Genomic DNA, 19,910 nt, shown 5'->3' with positions numbered 1-19,910 from the left:
GGCATCGCACCGCAAAGCAGGATCGAGCGGACCCCGCGGCCCGCTCCACAAGAACGAGTAATCGATCAAAAACACACGCCCTTCGGAGAGCCCCTGACGACCGCCTCCGACGTCGGCTTCCATGGGCCCGGGTCGGAGGTCGGCGGCACGCGGGTCGCCCAGCCCGCCGGCGCCCGGTGGGCACGGGGCGCCGGCCCCTCGCTCCGTGACCCTGCGACTCCGTGGTTCAGCTCGGCTCAGTGGCTCGCCGGCCTTCCGGCTCGGCAGCCCGGCGGATCGTCGGCGCGCCCGCGGCACGGTTGAGTCAGAGCGCCCGACGCGCCTCGTCGACGGCACGATCACGGAAGGGCCTGCGCAGATCACGCAGGTGGGCGAGATCGTCGGGCGGCGGGGTGTCGGGCCGGTGGAAGAGCGGCGCCTGGTCGACGGCCGCCGCCGGGGCGTCGGTCAGATGGAAGCGCTCACGCAGCCGGTGGTAGAACTCCAGGGGGGCGAGGCGCGCCAGACGCAGCCGGTACGGCGCACGGTAGGCGGCGACCCAGTCCCCGGGATCCAGCACGCCGCGGTGCTGTCCGTCGATGCTGACGGCCACCCGTCCCGAATGCGGCAGCACGCGCATCGCGATCGCTTCGTCGGCCGCGGCGATGACCGTCCTGCCGAAGGCCATGTGGGGAGCGACCGGCGTGAAGACGATGGCGTCGGTGGCCGGGTCCACCACCGGCCCCCCGGCTGCGAAGCTGTAGGCGGTGGAACCGGTCGGGGTGGCCACGATCACCGCGTCGGCCGAGTAGGAGGCGAGCAGCTGTCCGGCCAGATAGACGGCCACACTCGCCTGCCGGTCGCGGGCGAGCTTCTCCAGGACGACGTCGTTCACCGCGGTGACGTCCAGCGCGACCCCCCAGTCCACCGCTTCCACCGCGTCCGGGCGCACGGCCGGGGCCGGGAGCGCGGGACCGCGGCCGTAGCACAGCAGCGTGTCCAGGCCCACCGGCGTGCGGAGCGGGCGGGACGCACGCAGGGTCAGCACCATACGGTCCTCGATCACGGCCTCGTCGCCGTGCAGGACGTCCAGGGCCTGCTCGACCTGGTCGGTGGTGATCTCGGTGAGAAAGCCGACCCGGCCCACGTTCACCCCCAGGACGGACGCGCCGTCCTTGGCCGCGATACGGGCTCCCCGCAGGAACGTGCCGTCGCCCCCGAACGTGATGATCACCTCCGGGTGACCCGCCGCGTCGGCCTCCGCCTGGCCCCCGCGCCTCGGTTCGCCCTCCCGCCACACGTCGATGTCGGTACAGCTCACGCCGTGTGCGGCAGCCCATGCCCGGGCCGTCCGCGCCGCCGCGACGGCGGCGGGACGGCCTTGGTGGACGACCAGTCCCAGCCGGTTCAAGGGCATCGCCTTCCACGCTAGACCGCCGGGTGCGACCGCGCAGGAGCGGCGGCCGGAACGGGGTTCGCGGGCGCGGACGTGGAGGAGTGGCTCGCCACCGGGGACTGGTGAGCCGCGGGGCAGGCGGCGCCGGTCACACGGAGGTGCTGAGGCGGCCCGGTGACGCGGAGGCGGGTCAGGCTCCCAGGCCGAGAAGCGCCACCTCAAGGGGCAGAACGGGCCGTGCGGGGAGGGCCGGCGGTTCCTCGCCGCGGCCGGTGTGCGTGGGGCGGACCGCACGCAGGGCGTCGATGCCCTCGACCGCCCACTGCGCCTCGGTCGGCGGGAGCGACAGCGTCATCCGCCTGCCGTCGGCGAGCACGGTCTCCACCTTCGCCGGGTCCTTCTCCCCCATGAAAGATCTCCTCCGTCGGCATCGCACGCGCATCAAAGACCGTCGGTCTCCTCCTGGAAGACGTCCGCGTGACGGAGGAGGTTCCCGAAATCCGTTCCCCGCCCGGACGTGGTGCTCCGGCGCGGCGAGAAGGCCGACCGGGGAGAACCCGCCCGTTAGAGGCGGCGGGGACGGGGCAGAGAGGATCGGGACGATCTTGGAACGAGCCCATCCCGATTGAGGTGAGCGCTGCACATGACGATACCCGTCCGGCGTCCGCGGTCCGCCGATCGAGCCGTCTTCAGCATGAGGCAGACGATCCTGTGGTTCGCGCTGACCGCGGCCGTGCTCTGCGGGTGCGCACTGATGCTCAAGTCGCTGGTGAAGGCAGCCGGTGTGGGCGGCGCACTCGGCGGTGTCACGCTGATCGGCACGGCCTTCGTACTCATCGGGCTGCGAGGTGCCGGCAGCGGGCGGCGGGCGGTTCCGCGCCCGGAGCCCGTACCGGAGGAGCAGTGGGAGACCGAGCCGGTGACCGGCGTCGAGCAGGGCGGGACGACGGCAGGGGCCGGGAGCGGCCGGGACTTCGCCGCGATGGACGCCGAGGCGTTCGAGCTGGCGATCGCGGACCTGTGCGAACGCGACGGCTGCACGGACGTCGAAGTGGTCGGCGGCAGTGGGGATCTCGGCGCCGATGTGCTGGCCGTCGCGCCGGACGGGCGGCGTGTGGTCATCCAGTGCAAGCGGTACGGGCCCGTCAACAAGGTCGGTTCGCAGGACATGCAGCGCTTCGGCGGCACCTGCTTCGCCGTGCACGAGGCGGACGTCGCCGCCGTTGTGACCACGGGTGGGTTCACCGGTCCCGCGGAGGACTACGCGGAGCAGTGCGGCATCCTCTGTCTGGACCAGAGCGCTCTCACGGCATGGGCCGACGGCACGTCCCCCGCCCCGTGGCACGGCGGCAACCCCTGATGCATGCGGTGCCGCGGTCGCTGCGCGGGGCGGGGCGGCGGCAGGTCACCCGTCATCCCCTGCTGCGCGGTGGCGGTGGTGTGACACCGCGGTTTCCCGTGGGTCCGTTGTGGTGTCACGCCACGCCCCGTCCCGGCGTTGCACGAAGGCCTGTGCGCGCGGTCGCCGTACTCGGGCTCCGGCCCCGTGCCTCTCGGCCCTACCCGTGCATGCTCCAGGGGACACCCGCCCTCCCCGGCCGTGCGCCCCGAAGTCACCGCGTTCGTCCCGGTGTTTCGGGGGCAAGCGAGCGCCATGGATGCACGCGCATGGACATTCCGCAGCCGCACGGTGGCACAGCGCGCGGCGCGCAGCGACGCGGTGGAGACCGGAGCGCGCTGGGGGCTCGCGGCACGCGGGGCGATCTATCTGCTCATCGGTGTGCTCGCCCTGCAGGTGGCCCTCGGGTCGGACGGTGGGCGTGAGGCCGACCGCGGCGGCGCGCTGGAGGAGCTGTCCGCGCAGCCCTTCGGCGCGGTTCTGCTGTGGGCCGTGGGTGTCGGTCTGATCGGCATGGTGCTCTGGCGACTGTCGGAGGCGGCGTTCGGAGCGGCCGGCCCCGACGGGCGCAAGGCCCGCAAGCGCGCCCTGTCGGCGGCGCGTTGTGTCTTCTACGCCTTCGTCGCCTACTCGGTGCTGGCCTTCGCCGTCGGGGACCGGGGCTCGGGTTCGAGCGACCGGCAGTCCCGGGACATCACCGCCAGAGCCCTCGAACTTCCGGCCGGCCAGTGGATCGTGGCTCTCGGCGGTGTCGGAATCGCGTGCGCCGGTGTGTGGATCGGTGTGCGTGCCGCTCTGCGGAAGTACCGCAAGCACCTCAGGACGGGGGCCATGGGCCGGTGGTCCCGGAACGCCATGGATGTGGCGGGCGTGGCCGGTGGTGTCGCCCGGGGTCTGGTCTACGCGGTGGCGGGAGGCTTCGCCGCCCGCGCGGCGGTCACGTACGACCCGTCCGACGCGAAGGGGCTCGACGACACGCTCCGCACCTTCGCCACGACGGCCGCCGGCCCCTGGCTGCTGGTCGCGACGGCCACGGGGCTGGTCCTGTTCGGTGTCTTCTCGTTCCTGATGGCCCGGTGGCGCAGGGTCTGAGACCGGCCGGCCGAGCCCCGGTCCACGCCTGCGCCACCGGGACAGCGCGGTGGCGCGGCTTGCGGCGCCGTCACGGTACGGTCCACGGCGATCGCCGCTGGGGGATCCGTTCCCGCTGCGGGCGGACCCGGCTGCCGGGCCGGGGTGGCCCGCCCGTCCCGTCCCGCGGATGCGCATCCTTGTCCGGGCCCGCACCCTTCCGGACCAACCGCCCGCGCACACGGCCGCCTCCGTCGCAGGCCGCACGGCCCCGCCCTCGCCCCCGGCCGATACCCGGGGCGGGGCCGGGAGGTCAGTGCACGAGGTACAGGGTGAAGGAGCCGCCCTCCTCCGCGATGCGGCCGATGTGGGCGTGGCCGCGTGCGGTCCGGTAGACACCCGTACCGCCGGTGACGGCCACGTCGAAGTCGCTGGGCGGGGTGCCCGTGGGAGTGGTCTTGAGGTGCTGCCAGGTCACCTGGCCGAGAGGGAGGCTGAACGTGCCGGTGCAGTGCGTGGTCGCGGGTGCCACCCGGGTGCAGACGGCGGCTTCGGTGCCGTAGCTCCTTCCGTTGCGGAAGAGATCGGCGGTGATGACGATCTGGTCACCGACCCCCGGTCCGGGGGTTCCGTTGTCGACCATCGTCGTTCCCGTGCCGGTCGACGTCAGACTGATGACCTGGACGCGGGGCAGTGCCGCGGTGCGGTACGGGTCGGAGGGGTTGTCGGATGCGGAGACGGGGCTGACGAAGGCGGCCACGGACAATGCCGCAGCCGCCACCACACCCCATTTGGGAAGGGAAAGCATGTTCTCCTCGCCTGATGCCGTCGGCTCCTCGGGTGCGGCACAGAATCGCCTCCGGCCTGACGCGGATTCAATTCCGAAACACCGAGAACGTGCCCGTTCATCCGTCCGGCTGCCCCGGCTCGGGCCCTTTCCGCCCCGGCGCCCGGCGGGGCCCTCTCACGGTCCGGGTGCCGTGGGTCAGTGGCTGCCGGAGAGTTCGCCGGTGAGTTTGCCGTGGAGGGCGGCGCTGGAGTCGTTCAGGCCGGTGATCTCGACGGTCTTGCCTCGCTGGGCGTACTTCGTCTCGATGGCGTCGAGGGCGGCGACGGAGGAGGCGTCCCAGACGTGTGCTGCGCTGAGGTCGATGACGACCCTGTCCGGGTCGCCTGCGTAGTCGAACTGGCCGACGAGGTCGTTGGACGAGGCGAAGAACAGCTCTCCGGTGACCCGGTAGACCGCCGTGGTGCCGTCGGGGTCCGTCACGGCGGTGACCTCGGCGAGGTGGGCCACACGCTTGGCAAAGATGACCATGGCGGTGATGGAGCCGACGACCACGCCGACGGCGAGGTTGTGGGTGGACACCACACAGGCGACGGTGATCACCAGGACGGCGATCTCGCCGGCGGGCATCCGCTTGAGGGTTTTCGGCGCGATGGAGTGCCAGTCGAACGTCGCGAACGACACCATGATCATGACGGCGACCAGGGCGGCCATGGGGATGTCGGAGACGACCGGGCCGAAGACGATGCACAGCACCATCAGAAACGCGCCCGCGAGGAAGGTCGACAGGCGGGTGCGCGCCCCGGAGACCTTCACGTTGATCATGGTCTGGCCGATCATGGCGCAACCGCCCATGCCGCCGAAGAAGCCGGTGACGATGTTGGCGATGCCCTGGCCGATGGACTCGCGGGTCTTGCCGGAGCGGGTGTCGGTGATCTCGTCGACCAACTTGGCCGTCATCAGCGACTCCATCAGGCCGACCAGCGCCATGGCGAACGCGTAGGGGGCGATCGTCGTCAGCGTGTCCAGGGTGAACGGCACGTCGGGCAGGCCCGGTACCGGCAGCGAGGACGGCAGGGCGCCCTTGTCGCCCACGGTCGGCACCGCGACGGCCGCGCCCACGGTGATCACGGTCAGGATGACGATCGAGACGAGCGGTGCCGGGATCACGGTGGTGATCCTCGGGAAGAACACCATCATGGCGAGACCGCCGACGATCAGCGGGTACACCGCCCACGGCACGTCGGTCATCTCGGGGACCTGGGCCATGAAGATCAGGATGGCGAGCGCGTTGACGAACCCGACCATCACCGAGCGGGGGATGAACCGCATCAGCCGGGCGACCCCGAGCGCACCCAGGACGACCTGGAAGACGCCGGCGAGGATGACGGCGGCGACCAGGAAGCCCAGACCGTGCTCACGGTTGAGCGGGGCGATGACGAGGGCGACGGCGCCGGTCGCGGCGGAGATCATCGCCCGCCGGCCGCCCACGATCGAGATCACCACGGCCATGGTGAAGGAGGCGAAGAGGCCGATCGCCGGGTCGACACCGGCGATGATCGAGAACGAGATCGCCTCGGGGATCAGCGCGAGGGCGACGACCAGGCCGGCGAGGACCTCGGTGCGCCAGACCCTCGGGTCGGAGATCCAGTCGGGCTTCAGTCCGCGCAGACGCGCGGCCGGGGACACAGCAGTGGCGGCAGAAGACAAGGGAGAAGGAACCCGTCGTGCTCGGGCACACCCCCGGCGTCGGGGCCGGGGCGTGCGGGAGGATGCGGAGGGGCCGGGCCGGTACCCGGCGGGGCGGCTCCGCGCCATGCGGAACCGGAGGTCGGAGAAGGGTGGATCGGGCCTGCGCGGCCCCACCTCACACCCGGGGGCGAAGCGTCACGGCGGGCAGGCGGCGGCGCCGGGCATCAAGGGCTCGCGCACACTTCTCTCCTGCGGGACTCGGATGCTCGCCGGGGGCGCCATCGGCCCCGACACGGCAGCGGCGAGGACGCGGAAGGCCGCCCTCACCACCGGCAACTCTACCCTAACGTTAGGGTAGGGATCGGCGGCGCCCATCCGGGCCGAGACCGCCGACGGCGAGAAGGGCCGGAGGATCACGGGCGTGGACGGCAGGCACATGCAGATCGGCGAGGTCGCCGCGCGTACGGAGCTGTCCCTGCGCACGATCCGGCATTACGAGGAGACCGGCCTGGTCGTCCCCTCCGCCCGCTCCCAGGGCGGGTTCCGCCTCTACACCGAGGCCGACGTCGCCCGGCTCATGGTCATCCGCCGTATGAAGCCCCTCGGCTTCACCCTGGAGCAGATGCGCGACCTGCTGGAAGCCACCGACCGCCTCGACGCCGGCACCGCCCTCGGGGCCGACGAGCGCGAAGCCCTCCTGGACCGCGTACGGAGCTACCAGCAGGCCGCCACCGAGCAGGTGGAGAAGCTGCGGGTCCAGCTGGCCCGCGCCGAGGACTTCGCCGCCACCCTGGGCGCCCGCCTGGGGCAGAACGCTCCGGCCGGGTAGCGGGCGGAGGCCCTGGAGCGCGTGTGCCGGCGCGCTCGCGCGGGACGGCCATCGGCCCACGACCGGGTCGGGCGGGAACGTCCCGCGCCGCCGGCCCGCACCCGGCTCGCACGCGGACGGGGCCGCAGAGACGACACCTCGGGAGACCGGGCCGTGGCCCGGTCGGGGACCCGCCACCGAGAGCGGACGGGCGGTGGACGACTCGACCGGCCGCTGCGGCCCCGCGCGCCTCGACGGACGCGTGTGCGGGGGAATGAGGGGCATACGGAGTCCAGGACACTCGGGAGGGACAGCGATGGAAATCTCCGGCATCCTCAGCGCAATCGTGATCGGCATCGTCGTCGGTGTGCTCGGACGGCTCGTGCTGCCGGGGCGGCAGCGCATCGGCATCCTGTGGACGATCCTCGTCGGCATCGTCGCCGCACTGATCGGTACGGCGATCGCCGCGGCTCTCGGTGTCGCGGACACCGACGGCGTCGACTGGATCGAATGGCTCATCCAGATCGGCCTCGCCGCCGTCGGGGTCGCCGCCCTCGACCGGGCCAGGGCACTGCGCTGAGGTCGATCCCCGGCGCCCACGCGTGGGCCCCTGCGGTGGGGCTCGGGTTCCAGGGGTCTCTGCAGCACCGACTGGTTCCAGGGGGTGAGTGGATCACGCTGGACGCTCGGCCGGGATGTCCCGGCCGAGCGTCCAGCCTGGGCGGCCGTCGAGTTGCCGGGCGACGTTCGAGGTCCTCGCCCGGCCGGGAGGCTCACCGCCGGATCTCGTACACGGCGTTGAAGCCGGTCTGCGCGGCCTTCCGGAAGCGGGTGAAGCCCGCCTCCGTGGCGATCTCGCGGATCGCCCTCTCACCGGCCTGGGCGCCGAGGGCGTAGCCGCCCGGCTGCGACAGGCCGTTCGGCACGCACAGGAACGTGGAACCGCTGTAGAACAGCCGTCCGACGGGGTTGAGGTTGTCCTCGACGCGGTCGGAGGCCGCGGGCTCGACCAGCAGCCAGGTGCCGTCCGGGGCCAGGGCCTGGCGCACCCGGCGCGCGGCGCCGACCGGGTCGCCCATGTCGTGGAGGCAGTCGAACATCGCCACGAGGTCGTATCCGGTGCCGCTGAACGTCTGCGCCGTGGCCACCTCGAAGGACACCCGGTCCGAGACACCCGCCTCGGCGGCCTTCTTCCGGGCCAGCTCGACCGACTGCGTGTGGTAGTCGGAGCCGGAGACGGTGGTCCGCGGGTAGGCCTCCGCGATCAGCAGCGACGACGAGCCCAGGCCGCAGCCCAGGTCGGCGACCCGGCCGGCCGCGCTCAGCCTGGCGTCGACCCCGTCCAGCGCCGGAATCCACGTGCGGACGAGCTCGGCCGCGTATCCGGGCCGGTAGAACGCGTCGCACCCGATGAAGACGTCCTCGTCGTGCTCGTGCCAGCCGACCCCCTCACCGGTCCGGAACGCCTCGGTGATCCGCTGCTCGGCCCGCAGATAGCCCAGCACCACGCGGAACGCGGCAGCCAGATTGGGGCCCTCCGGGTCGGCGAGGCAGTACGCCTGCTCCTCGGTCAGCGAGAACGTCCCCGTTCCGGGGTCGTACTCGACGTAGCCGCCCGCCGCCTGGCCGCACAGCCATTCGGTCAGGTACCGCTGGTGGCATCCGGTGCGCTCGGCGAACTGCTCCGGGGTCGCCGGGCCGTCCGCGAGGGCCTGGTAGAGGCCGAGTCGGTGGCCGATCACCACGGAACCCGCGGCACCGGTGGCACCGAGGTCGCTCACGAACCGCTCCAGGAACGCCGTCACCTTGTCCTGATCCATCACTGGCTCCTCTCCTCCCGTGACCGGCCCGTACCGGCCACGGGAGAAAGCCTCGGCGCGTCGCCTGTCACGGCCCTCGCACGGACTATCGTCGTGCTAACAGGCACGACCCGTTCCCGGGCCTCGTCCTGGTGAACGGGGTTCGCCCCTGACCGGGCCGTCCCGGTGACCGGGGTTCGACGGCGGCCCGCTCGTCCTGACCGTCCACCGGCGCTCCGCTCGTGCCCGCTGCCCGGTCGTGTTCCCCGTCCCTTCGCCTCCCCTCAGCGTCCTCGTCCGTCCTTCCGCTTCTCGTCCTCGTACCGGGGGTCCCATGGCAGTCGAGTGTCAGCCGCCGTCGGTCCGGGTGGAGGTACTCGGGCCCCTGCGGCTCCTCGTCGACGGCGCCGGTGTGGACGTGCCCGGGCCGAAACGCCGGGCCGTGCTCGCACTGCTCGCCCTCGCCGAGAGCCGGATCGTCACCGTCGACCGTCTCGTGGACGCGCTGTGGCCGGCGCAGGTACCCGATTCCGGCCGCCAGGCCCTGCACAACCACGTCTCCCGGCTGCGCGGCCACCTCGGCGCCGCCTCGGACCGGCTCGAGACCCGGCACGACGGCTACCGTCTCGTCCTCGGGGAAGGCGAACTCGACCTGGCCCAGGCGCGTGCGCTCTTCGCGGCGGCACAGCACGATCGGGCCGGTGGTTACGCACGGCTCCGCCAGGCGCACGAACTGTGGCGGGGGCCCGTCCTCCCCGACCTCACCGGCGTCGGGCCGATCGCGGCCGCGGTCGAGGACTGCGCCCGGCTGCGGCAGGAGGTGACCGACGCCCTGATCGCACAGGCCGTCGCCGCGGGCCGGGCCGAACAGGTCGTCGGCCTGGCGGCCGCGTCCTCGGCCGCCGATCCCCTGCGCGAGCCCGCCGTCCTGCTCCTCATGCGGGCCCTCGCGGCGACCGGACAGGCGCCCCGGGCACTGCGCACGGCCCGGGAGTACCGGCGCCGGCTGATCGAGGAGACCGGGCTCGACCCCTCCCCCGCGTTGGACGCGACCGAGCACGACATCCTCACGGGCGCCGTGCCCGTCGCCGGCCCCGTCCCCCTCACGGAGACGGCGCACCTCGCGGAGACGGCGTCCGCACCGGAGACGGCGTCCGCACCGGAGACGGCGTCCGCACCGGAGACGCCCGCGCATCCTCCGCCGCCGAGCACCGCGCCCCCGGCAACCGCCGAGCCGACGCCGTCCGGGCCCGCACGGCAGACCGGGGAACCGGCCGCAGCAGCGGAGCGACCGCCCTCCCCGCAGCGACCCGAGACGACGGGGCCACCGGGCCCGCCGGCGGCACCCGACTCGCCGGACCGGGCGGCCACCGCCCTGATCGGCCGCGAACCGCAACTCAGGGCCCTGCGGGAACTGCTCGCGGCCGAGCGACTCGTCACACTCGTCGGGCCCGGCGGTGTCGGGAAGACCCGGCTCGCGCTGGAGGTCGCGCGGCAGAACGGCGCGACGGCGGTGCTGAGGCTCGCCCCGGTCACGGACTCCGCCGCCCTCGCGCACGCTCTGGCCACGGCACTCAATCTGAAGGTCGACCGGGGCGACGTGCTCGCCGCCTGCCTCGCCGTACTGGCCGACCACCCCGGCCTCCTGGTGGTCGACAACTGCGAGCACCTGCTCGACGGTGTCCGCGACGCCGTCGACACCATCCTCACCGCCTGCCCCGGGACCACCCTGCTGGCGACCAGCCGCGAGCCCCTCGGCCTGCCCGTGGAACACCTCCACCGGCTGGCACCCCTCGCCCTCCCCCGGCCCGGTGACGACCCCGCCCGGGTCCCGTCCTCCGCCCTGTTCCTGGAGCGGGCCCGCCGTGTCCGGCCCGGTCCGCCGCCCACCGAGGAGGATCTGCGGACGGTCGCGGGGATCGTGCGCAGGCTCGACGGGATGCCGCTGGCCATCGAACTGGCGGCGGGCCGGTTGTCGACGTTCTCCCTGAAAGACCTGCAGCGCCGGCTCGAACGCTCGCTCGACCTGCTCGCGGGTGGCACATCGAGCGCCGACCGCAGGCACCGCACGCTGCGGGCCACGCTCGAGTGGTCGTACGAACTCCTGACAGCGGACGAGCAGCGGCTCTTCAGACATCTGGCGGTCTTCCCCGACGGTGTCGATCCCGACACCGCCGAGCGGATCGCCGACGACCTGCGCCTCGGCGGTGACCCGGGAGCCGCACTGGCCCGGCTCGTCGACGCCTCCATGATCGAAGCCTCCTTCGAACGCGCCACCCGCTACCGGATGCTGCAGACACTGCGGGCGTTCGCCCTGGACCGGCTCGCGGCAGCCGGGGAGGAGGACGCCGCGGCCGGCCGGCTGCTGGCCTGGGCCCGCGGGCTGACGGCGTGGATCGGACGGACCCTGGACTCCGGGAGGGAGGGCGAGGCCGACAGCGCGCTGCGCCGGGAACTCCCCAACCTCCGGGCGGCCTGGCGACTGGCCCGGGCCCGGGGGGCCGTGGACGACGCCGCCGCCGTCGTCACGGCCCTCTATGACGCCGTCACCTACCGCGACCTGGTCGAAATCCGGGACTGGGCGGTGGAACTGGCCGCGGACGACGCACTCGACGGCCACCCCCTGGCCGGCGAGGTACTCGGGACGGCGGCCGAAGCCACCTACCACCGCGGGGAGTACCGCCGGGCCGACCTGCTCGCCCGCACCGGGCTGGAACGGACGACCGGAACCACGGGCGCGTGGCGCTGCCTGTCGGTCCTGTCCGTGGCCGACCTGGCCCGTGGCGCGTACGAGGACGTGGTCGAGCACTCCCTCGCAGCCGTCGCGCTCGTCGGCCCGCAACGGGAGAACCTGGGCATCGCGGCCCTGGCCATGGCCTACGCGGGCGATACGGACCAGGCACGCCGACTGAACGAGCGGGGGTTGGCCGGTGCGGTCTCACCCTCGATGCAGGCGTGGGGTGCCTATGTCGCCGGGGAGATCGACAGTCTGTCGGGGCACAACGACGCGGCGGAGGAGCGGTATGTACGAGCCGTCGAACTGGCCCGCGCCTCGGGGGCGACGTTCCTCGTCGGGGTCGCGACGGTGGGGCTGCTGTCGCTGCGTGCCCGCACCGGCCGGGTGCACGAGGCCCTGGGCGGTTACCGGGAGGTCATCGACTACTTCGCCCGCAACGGCAACTGGACCCACCTCTGGGTCACTCTGCGCAACCTCGCCGGACTTCTCCGCCGGCTCGGCGACGAGGAGACCGCGGCGCTGATCGAGACGGCCGCCGACGCGGCTCCCGACGCGCCCGCCGTGGAAGGTGCCGGGAAGGACGCCGCGGAGGACGCCTTGGAGGGCCCCGAAAGGCACGCCGCGCACCGGGAAGACGGCGGACCGCATGACCGGCCCGTCACGTCCGGCATGCCGCTCCGCGGCGCTCCCGCCGTCGGCCGGGCGGCGGTGCTGGACGCTGCCCGTGGGGCGATCGAGCGGAACCTGTCCGGGGCCGCGCGGCCGTGAGGCGACGGCACCGGCCTTCCCGAGGGGCCGGCCGCGCGGAGGCGGGTGGTACTCGTCGGCGCTCCCCGGCGGCCCTACGCGATCCCGGCAGGCGGGTCAGCAGCCGCTCCCGCCCAGGCGCGCTGCCCCCGCCGCGCGCGCCGCACCTCCCGCGTCCGCCGCATCCAGCACGTCTCCCGCCTCCCACGCCTCCATGGCGTCCTCGGCGTCCTCGGCTTCGACGAACGACTCGTCACCGACCCAGGCCGTGAAACGCTCCCGCCCCAGGAGCGCCATGAGTTCTGCCGTCTGGGTCCGCTGCGCCGCCAGCGCGCGCACCTTGCGGTCCGCCGTGCCGGCGTCCAGCACCACGTCGACCGCCAGCTCATGGTCGGGGGTGAGCACCGGAAGGCCCGGCGGAAAGATCCCCAGGCGCTCGTTCAGCGTTGCCCAGCGCGGGCCCCGCCGGGCGGCGAACGTGGCGTACAGCAGCCTCGCCCCGGCCGGGGCGGCCTGCCCGAACGCGGCCGTGGTCCAGGCCGAGACCGCCCGGTGGTCCGGATGGCCGGTGATGCCGTCCGGGCCGAAGGTGAGCACGGTGTCGGGCCGTACGCGTTCGATGAGGTTCCGCAGCCGCGCCACCGCGCGCGGGCGGGGCACCGCCGAGCACCGCCCGTCCGGATGACCGAGCCAATGGTGCTCGTGCACGCCGAGGATCGCGAGGCAGTGCCCCAGCTCGCGCGTACGGGCCGCGCCCAGCCGGTCGGGCGGCCACACCTCCGGGTGCTCCGTACCTCGCTCTCCGCGGGTCGCGGTCACGCACACCACGCGCGATCCGCCGTCGCGGGCCAGCGCCATCAGCCCACCGGAGAGGTACGCCTCGTCGTCCGGGTGCGCCCAGACTCCGAGTACCGTTCCCAGCCCGGCGACCTCCGTCGCGGTCTCGATCGTGGTCATGATCCTTTCTCCTTTCCGACGAGGACCGTCCTGACGAGGACCGTGTGCACGGCCCAGGCGGCTCCGCAGCAGACGACCGCGACCGTCCAGAGCCGTGCCGCTCCCGCCGTGTCGACGACGAGCCCGCCCAGCAGCGAGCCGGCCGCGGACCCGAGGTGAACGGCGCCGCTGTGCAGCGCCAGCAGCAGCGGCGGCGCTGCCGTGCCCAGGCCGATGAGCCGGTGCTGCTGCGCGGGGACGAACCCCCACACCGCCACTCCCCAGGCCGCCACGGTGACCACCGCGACCACCGCCGTCGCGTGCGGAAGCACCGCGAAGGCGACGGCGGAGACGACCAGTGCCGGCCCCACCACGCGGCCCGGGCCGCGCCGGTCGGCCGCCGAGCCTCCCCACCAGGTCCCCGCCGTACCCGCGAGGCCGAACACCGCGATGAACAGCCCGCTCCCCAGCGGGACCGCCGCGGCCGCCGGCAACTGGGGGAGATAGGTGTACGTGCTGTACGAGGCGGTCATCAGCAGGAACGTCACGACAAGCGTCGCGGCGACCGCCGGGGACCCCATCGGCCGGAGCCGTGCCCGTACCGCCGCACGGCGACGGGCGCCCAGCTCCGGGTCGGCATGCGGGAGGGGCGGCCGGTGACGGAGGGACGGCCGTGGCCGGGGCTGCCGTTGGCGGGGTGACACCCGTTGCCGGCCGCGGCGCCCGGCGCCCCCGGGACCCGGGACCTCGCCGCCGGACGCGGAAGGCTCCCCGCATTCGGGCGGTTCCCGGCGCGCGGGCGGGCGCGACACGTCGCCGGTGAGCAGCAGGCCGGTGACGGCGGCCAGGACGGCGGGCAGGGCGAACGCGGCCCGCCAGGACAGCATCGACGCCAGCAGGACTCCGGCAGGAGCCCCGAGTACCGTCGCGGCCGACATGCAACCCACGATCGTGCCGAGCGCGCGCCCTCGATGGCTCGCCGGCATGACGGCGGCGGCGGCCGCGGACGCCGCGGGCACATAGGCCGACGCGGCAAGCGCTCCCAGCGCCCGTGCCGCGAGAAGCGCGGGAAGTGCGGGCGCCAGGGCCGCCGATACGTTCAGCACCGCGAAAGCCGCCGAGGACACGACGAGTACACGGCGGGGCGGCCGCACGGAGAGCGACGGAGCGAGCAGGACCGCACCCACCGCGTACGCCAGTGCGAACACCGTCACGGCCAGTCCCGCGCTGCCGACGCTGACGCCGAGGTCCGTCGCGATGCCGCCGAGCACTCCGGCCACGACGAACATGTCGGTACCCATCGCGAAGACACCGGTTCCCAGGACCGCGACGGTGCGCCGCGCGGCTCGGGGCCGGCGCGGTCCGCGCACTGCCGGCTCCCGCGCCGCGGTTCCGGTCACACCCTCGCCCATGCCGTCCTCCAGGTCCGTCTCCCGCATCGTCCGGGCACGGGCCGGCAGCTCCCTACCGCGGCGCTGTCACCGGGCCGTCCCCGGCCGGCAGGCGGTGGGAACCGGAGGCGGGCCCGCACGCGTCGCCGATCACGACCGGCCGCGAGGGGACGACGGCCGAGGGGGACGATCCCGGGCGAAGAGCGGGGAGCGGGCTGTGGCGGGCGAGAGCGACCCGGTGGTGACGAGGAACCGGGCGGGTGCGCCGGTGAACGTCCCCGCGACTCGGCGAGGCACGGCGAACACCCCTGCCCCGGGGCCGGGCGCGGCGCCGGAGCGGAGTGCGCTCCCTGGGCGCGATGCCGGTTCTGGTCTCCGTGCTCCTCGCCTGCTGCTGGCGTTCCACTCGGCGGTGCCCGACGTGGCCGGCCACCCGGGCAGTCTCCTCGAGACGTTCCTCCCCTGGCTCGCGTCGGCCTTCCCGGCTCTGCGCGACTGGGTCCGCCGCGTACGGGCATGGCGTTCAGCCGGCCGGAGTTCTTTCCGATGGCGCGGATCGACCAGGTCATGGCGCGCAACGCCACGGTGGCGGAGGTCTGGTCGCTGCCCGTGACGGGCAGCGACCGCCTGCCCGTCGCCGCCCGTATCGGCTTCTGAGCACCGCGGCCGTCCCCCGGCGCGGTGACACGACGGTCGTCCCCGTCGCCGCACACTGCCGCAGGGCGCCAGGGGCAGGTAGCTGTTGGGGCGCCTTCCCGGCGAAGGCCAACTCAGCGCGACGCAACGGCAGGACGTGTTCGCAGCGAGGGTCCGCACCGGTGCAGGGACGGGTGCCCAACGGGCGGGAATCCGGCACAACACCCCGGTGCCCGCGGTGGATGACGGTCCCACCGCACTCGATCGTGTTCTCGAACTCAGGGACGGTGTCACCGCCACATGCCCCGAACTCCGGGCGAACGGCGTACCCTGCATCACAACATTCCCACCACCGGCAGCAGGCACAGCCGCGTCAGGAGAGCACCATGACATCGACGCCCACCGCAACACACAGCATCGAAGCGACAACCGCACTGCTGCAGGCGGAGCTTCCCCAGCTGGAGGAGCAGCAGATCACACTGCAGAAGGAACTCGCCGCGGTCTCCGAGCGGTTGGAGACGGTGCGTGCGGCTCTGGCGGCGCTCAACGCGCTGTCGGCGACGGTGGTCCCCGCGCCGCGCGGCGCCGAGCCGGTCGTGGCGGCCCCCGTCGCCGAGGAGGAGCCGGCCGGGCCCGTCACGGACGTCGCCCCCGCGGCCGGGGAACCCGTCACCGAGTCGGCCGTCCCGGATGACACGGGTGAACTTCCCTCCGCGGTCGAGGACGGGACCGCGGCGAAGTCCGGCCGTCCTCGTGTCTCCCGCAAGAGCGCCGCGGCCTCGAAGCCGTCCAAGGCCAAGCCGCCGGCCGCCTCCGACTCCCGGCGACGTCCGGCGAAGAAGGCGTCCACCACATCGGCCAAGTCCGCGAAGTCGAAGGCGAAGGCCGAGGGCACGGCGAAGAAGTCGGTGGCGAACACGGCAGCGGGCGAGGCGGCCCAGGAGTCCGGAGGTCTGACCGAGCAGGTCGTCGCCGTGCTGACCCGTCACGCGGACACCGCCCTGCGGGCCCGGGACGTGGCCCGGGCGCTCGGCCGTGACGACAGCGCCGGGAACATCAACACCGTGCGCAGCACCCTCGACCGGCTCGTCGCCACCTCACGCGCCCACCGAGCAGGCCGCGGTCTCTACCAGGCGCCCACCGGCTGAACCCTTCGCCGCGCCGGACGCGTTCTCCCCGTCGCCCCGCCCCGCCTCGCCCCGCCCCGAGTGCGGCCGTGCGGTGCGGGGCCGTCCGGAGACGGTTCGGGGGTGACGCAGTGACCGCGCCTCCTTCGACGGACGGCCGGTCGTCGACCCGGGGTGGTGCCTCCTGGTCACGGCCGGGGACTGCTCGGGCCGCGGGCGCACACCGCGGAAGCCCGCACCTCCGGGGACGGCCCCATGGCGCCCCGCGCAGCGGCACGCGCGCAGTGGGAACTCGCGCGGAGTGGGACCGCTACGGCCCCGCTCCGGAGGCCGGAGTGCGGAGAGCGAGGAGGGCGATGTCGTCATGGCCGTCGCTCGGGTGGTTGTCGGCCAGCGCCGTGACGTACTCCTCCAGGGGGAGCGCTGCGTGGGTGACGGCGAGTTCGGCGAGGTCCCGGAGACTGCGGTCGATGGGGTGGGCGGGGTGTTCCACCAGCCCGTCGGTGAAGAAGACCACGGTGGCGCCCGGGGGCACGGGGTGGGTGTGGTCGGGGCGGGGCAGTGAGGTGTCGACGCCGAGGGGCACTCCGGGGTCGGCGTACAGGTACCGCGCCTGCCCGTCGGGGGTGACCAGCAGCGGCGGGAGATGACCCGCCGAACTCCAGTGCAGCCGCCACGCCGATCCCTCGGGCTCGATGCGGGCCAGGCTGGTGGTGGTGACGGGGTTGTCGGTGATGGCCTGCAGGGTTCGGTCCAGTTGGGCGAGTACGGCGCTGGGTGGGGTGCGCCGGTCGAAAAGCAGGGCCCGCAGCATGTTGCGGGTCTGGGCCATGGCGGCCGCTGCGTGCAGGTCGTGGCCGACCACGTCACCGATGACGACCGCGACGGCGGCGTCCGGCAGCATGATGGCGTCGTACCAGTCCCCGCCGACGGAGTTGGGTTCGGTGGCGGGCCGGTAGACGGCCGCGGCCTCGAACGGGCTCAGGTCGGACAGTCGCGGCAGCAGGAGCCGCTGGAACTGCTCGGCCCGGGCGCGGACCTGCTCGAACAGCCGGGCGCTCTCGATCGCGATGCCGGCGGCGCTCGCCAGGGCGATGACGATGTTCTCGTCGTGGGCGTCGAAGGGCCGGCCGTCGCGCCGCTCGGACAGGTAGAGGTCGCCGTAGATCTCGCCGCGGACGCTGATGGCGACGCCGAGCAGGGTGCGCAGGTGCGGGTGGCCCGGTGGGAAGCCGACCGAGGAGGGGTGGGCGGCGATGTCGTCGGCGCGCAGCGGCTGGGGGTGGTGGATGAGGTGGCCGAGGACGCCCCTGCCACGGGGGAAGTCGACGCCCGCCAGGTCGGCGCGCTCCTGTTCGGACAGGCCGGCGGTGATGAACTGCTCCAGATGCCCGCCCGACTCGTGCAGCACACCGAGTGCGCCGTAGCGGGCACCCACGAGGTCCATGGCGGTGGTGACGATGCGGCGGAGCACCGCGGGCAGCTCCACCTCCCGGCTGATGGCCATCACCGCGTCGAGCAGGCCCTCGAGCCGGTCCTTGGACCGGACCAGTTCCTGGAACTGCCTCGCGATCCGGCCGAGTTCGGGGACGGTGTAGCCGTCGTCGCCGGGAGGCGGCGGGTGTGCGTCGCCGGGCTGCGGCGGCTCCTTCCCGTCCATCACGACGGCCCGGCGGCCGGGACCCTGCCGGGACGGCCGACCGGAGGTCCGGATCCCGGTCCCGGGCCCGACTCCCGTCTCGGCTCCGGCGCGAGGAACGGCTCGGGCACAGGCGGACGCCCCCGAGGCACCGGATGCCTGCGCACCGCGTCGGCGGTGGTCGGTGCGGAGCTCATGCGAGGTGGTGTCCTTCGTCGTGCCGCGGGCATCCTGGTCCTGCGGGTGACCGGCTGCGGAATCCTCCCAGCGTGACACGGTCGATGGGTGCGGACTGCCCATTACTCCTTACGCGGCATGCCCGCCCGGCCGTACCGGCGCCCGGGGCACGCGCCCGCGACCTCACCCGTTCGGCTTCCGCTGCCCGGCGCGGCCCCGCAGGCACGGAGCCGGCGGGCCGCGCGGGTCGGAACCTCAGCCGTAACGGCGCAGTTCGTGGAAGAAGTCGTCGACGACGTGCAGTCGACCGGCGCGTTCCGTCTCGTCGTACACGTACTTGCCGACGGCGAGGTCCAGCACTCCGAGGCCGAAGGGCGAGAAGACCACCGGCCGGTCGTCGGGCACCTGCGCCTTGCCGGCCATGGCGTCGGCGAGGGTGCCGGTGAGGAAGTCCCGGTTGCCGGTGAGTTGCTCGGCCAGGTGCGGGGAGGTGTCGGCCTTGAGGCAGTGCTCGACGTCGTCGACGAAGTTGGCCGAGGCGAGCAGGATCTCCGGGGCGAGGTCGCGCAGGGACACGTGCAGCACCAGCGGGTTGTGGCCGAACCAGGACGGGTCGGTGACGTGCGGCTTGGCTGCGATGGTGGCGAAGACGACCATGTCACTGGAGCGGATGAGCTCCTCGGGGTCCTGGTGGACGGTGACCCGCCCGGGGGTGCCGGTCTGCCGGAGGTATCCGGCGAACCCGGCGGCGCTGTCGGCCGACAGGTCGTGCACGCCGATCTCGTCGAAGGACCAGCCGGTGCCGGCGAGGAAGGTGTGGATGTAGCGGGCGATCAGTCCGGTGCCGAAGAACCCCACCCGCGCCGGCCGTTGGGGCAGGGCGCGGCCGAGCCGGTCGGCGGCGAGCGCGGCCATCGCGGCGGTCCTGGTGGCGCTGATGATGGAGCTCTCCAGGCAGGCGAAGGGGTAGCCGGTGTCGTGGTCGTTGAGGATCAGCACGGCCGAGGCCCGGGGGATACCGGCCGCCACGTTGTCGGGGAAGCTGGAGATCCACTTGAGGCCGTCGACACGGACGTGACCGCCGATCGAGGCCGGCAGCGCGATGATCCTGGAATTGGGACGGTCGGGGAACCGGAGGAAGTACGAGGGCGGGTTCACCGAGTCACCCGCGGCATGCAGTCGGTACGTGGCCTCGACGAGATCGGTGATCTGCTTCTCGCGATTCTGCAGGGCACTTTGGACCTGGGCGCCGGAGATCACGGCGAACGGCGGCACGGCGGTCGGCTGGGACATGGAGGACTCCCGGGAGACGGAACTGCTGCTGGGTACGGTCGCGGTGGCGGAGGGATTCGATCGGGTCGCGGTGGCGGACGCGGCCCCGTGGCCCGAACCGGTCCGGCCCGAGGGGGAACCGGAGGTCGCAGAGGTCATCGCGCGTCCCGTCCGCCCGCCGACGAGTCGTCGGCGAGCTTCTGCGGGGCCGCCATGCCGACCAGGATCTCGCGGGGGCCGTCGTAGGGCTCGCGGCTGTGGGCGGTGCGGATGTTGTCGACGAGCATGAGGTCGCCGGGCTGCCAGGGTTCGCGGGC

Annotated in this window: 16 protein-coding genes and 1 pseudogene; 7 read left to right on the top strand and 10 right to left on the bottom strand. The window is 73.6% G+C overall.

Features of this window, described 5'->3' with window-relative positions; translation table 11 throughout:
• Positions 1-304 precede the first annotated feature (304 nt).
• Entirely contained in the window at positions 305-1,396 is a 1,092-nt protein-coding gene (locus tag AB0J10_RS21720) for an NAD(+)/NADH kinase (RefSeq protein ID WP_363063954.1), read from the bottom strand.
• A gap of 169 nt (positions 1,397-1,565) precedes the next feature.
• Positions 1,566-1,784, bottom strand: a complete 219-nt coding sequence (locus AB0J10_RS21715; protein ID WP_363063952.1) for a hypothetical protein — start codon at positions 1,782-1,784, stop codon at positions 1,566-1,568.
• Positions 1,785-2,018: 234 nt separating this feature from the next.
• Between AB0J10_RS21715 and AB0J10_RS21710 the strand changes: the two genes are divergently transcribed.
• Together AB0J10_RS21710 and AB0J10_RS21705 are read left to right on the top strand one after the other, a co-directional pair.
• The gene (locus AB0J10_RS21710; protein WP_363063950.1) at positions 2,019-2,735 is read left to right on the top strand and encodes a restriction endonuclease; all 717 of its coding nucleotides are present in this window, start codon (positions 2,019-2,021) and stop codon (positions 2,733-2,735) included.
• A gap of 294 nt (positions 2,736-3,029) precedes the next feature.
• Complete coding sequence (locus AB0J10_RS21705; protein WP_363063948.1) at positions 3,030-3,866, top strand: DUF1206 domain-containing protein; 837 nt, start codon at positions 3,030-3,032, stop codon at positions 3,864-3,866.
• Positions 3,867-4,158: 292 nt separating this feature from the next.
• Here the strand turns inward: AB0J10_RS21705 and AB0J10_RS21700 are convergent, their stop codons facing one another.
• Together AB0J10_RS21700 and AB0J10_RS21695 are read right to left on the bottom strand one after the other, a co-directional pair.
• Positions 4,159-4,653, bottom strand: a complete 495-nt coding sequence (locus AB0J10_RS21700) for a hypothetical protein (RefSeq protein WP_363063946.1) — start codon at positions 4,651-4,653, stop codon at positions 4,159-4,161.
• Between the two features lie 177 nt (positions 4,654-4,830).
• A complete protein-coding gene (locus tag AB0J10_RS21695; protein ID WP_363063944.1) occupies positions 4,831-6,342 on the bottom strand; it encodes a SulP family inorganic anion transporter in 1,512 nt (503 codons plus the stop codon).
• Between the two features lie 403 nt (positions 6,343-6,745).
• Between AB0J10_RS21695 and AB0J10_RS21690 the strand changes: the two genes are divergently transcribed.
• Together AB0J10_RS21690 and AB0J10_RS21685 are read left to right on the top strand one after the other, a co-directional pair.
• On the top strand, positions 6,746-7,153 hold the full coding sequence (locus tag AB0J10_RS21690) for a MerR family transcriptional regulator (protein ID WP_363063942.1): 408 nt from the start codon (positions 6,746-6,748) through the stop codon (positions 7,151-7,153).
• A gap of 295 nt (positions 7,154-7,448) precedes the next feature.
• Positions 7,449-7,712 carry a GlsB/YeaQ/YmgE family stress response membrane protein gene (locus AB0J10_RS21685; protein WP_363063940.1) on the top strand — a complete coding sequence of 88 codons (264 nt, stop codon included), beginning with the start codon at positions 7,449-7,451 and terminating at the stop codon, positions 7,710-7,712.
• A gap of 193 nt (positions 7,713-7,905) precedes the next feature.
• On the opposite strand, the gene AB0J10_RS21680 is transcribed toward AB0J10_RS21685, so the two are convergent.
• Positions 7,906-8,952 (bottom strand): class I SAM-dependent methyltransferase, encoded by a 1,047-nt coding sequence (locus AB0J10_RS21680; RefSeq protein ID WP_363063938.1) that lies wholly within the window; start codon positions 8,950-8,952, stop codon positions 7,906-7,908.
• 313 nt (positions 8,953-9,265) lie between these two features.
• On the opposite strand from AB0J10_RS21680, the gene AB0J10_RS21675 reads away from it, so the two are divergent.
• Positions 9,266-12,436: a BTAD domain-containing putative transcriptional regulator gene (locus tag AB0J10_RS21675; protein WP_363063936.1), complete on the top strand. Its 3,171-nt coding sequence runs from the start codon at positions 9,266-9,268 to the stop codon at positions 12,434-12,436.
• Positions 12,437-12,532: 96 nt separating this feature from the next.
• Here the strand turns inward: AB0J10_RS21675 and AB0J10_RS21670 are convergent, their stop codons facing one another.
• A complete protein-coding gene (locus tag AB0J10_RS21670) occupies positions 12,533-13,372 on the bottom strand; it encodes a PIG-L family deacetylase (RefSeq protein WP_363063934.1) in 840 nt (279 codons plus the stop codon).
• Positions 13,369-14,790, bottom strand: coding sequence for an MFS transporter (locus AB0J10_RS21665; protein WP_363063932.1), 1,422 nt, complete (start codon positions 14,788-14,790; stop codon positions 13,369-13,371). Before AB0J10_RS21665 ends, AB0J10_RS21670 begins: the two co-directional genes overlap by 4 nt.
• Before the next feature lie 465 nt (positions 14,791-15,255).
• On the opposite strand from AB0J10_RS21665, the pseudogene AB0J10_RS21660 reads away from it, so the two are divergent.
• Positions 15,256-15,399 (top strand): annotated as a pseudogene (locus AB0J10_RS21660) (endonuclease/exonuclease/phosphatase family protein); the annotation flags it as partial.
• Positions 15,400-15,764: 365 nt separating this feature from the next.
• The gene (locus AB0J10_RS21655) at positions 15,765-16,526 is read left to right on the top strand and encodes a hypothetical protein (RefSeq protein WP_363063930.1); all 762 of its coding nucleotides are present in this window, start codon (positions 15,765-15,767) and stop codon (positions 16,524-16,526) included.
• 289 nt (positions 16,527-16,815) lie between these two features.
• Here the strand turns inward: AB0J10_RS21655 and AB0J10_RS21650 are convergent, their stop codons facing one another.
• The 3 genes from AB0J10_RS21650 to AB0J10_RS21640 all read right to left on the bottom strand — a co-directional run.
• Complete coding sequence (locus AB0J10_RS21650) at positions 16,816-18,165, bottom strand: GAF domain-containing SpoIIE family protein phosphatase (protein ID WP_363063928.1); 1,350 nt, start codon at positions 18,163-18,165, stop codon at positions 16,816-16,818.
• A 411-nt stretch (positions 18,166-18,576) separates the two neighbouring features.
• Positions 18,577-19,614, bottom strand: coding sequence for a 2,3-diaminopropionate biosynthesis protein SbnB (gene sbnB, locus AB0J10_RS21645; RefSeq protein WP_363063926.1), 1,038 nt, complete (start codon positions 19,612-19,614; stop codon positions 18,577-18,579).
• A gap of 134 nt (positions 19,615-19,748) precedes the next feature.
• On the bottom strand, positions 19,749-19,910 hold a 162-nt coding region (locus tag AB0J10_RS21640; protein ID WP_363064152.1), incomplete at its 5' end, for a TauD/TfdA family dioxygenase.

It is taken from the genome of Streptomyces sp. NPDC049887, assembly GCF_040656535.1.
Taxonomy (GTDB): domain Bacteria; phylum Actinomycetota; class Actinomycetes; order Streptomycetales; family Streptomycetaceae; genus Streptomyces.
Note: the sequence above shows the minus strand (reverse complement) of the source record. Positions and strands in the feature narration are given on the sequence as shown.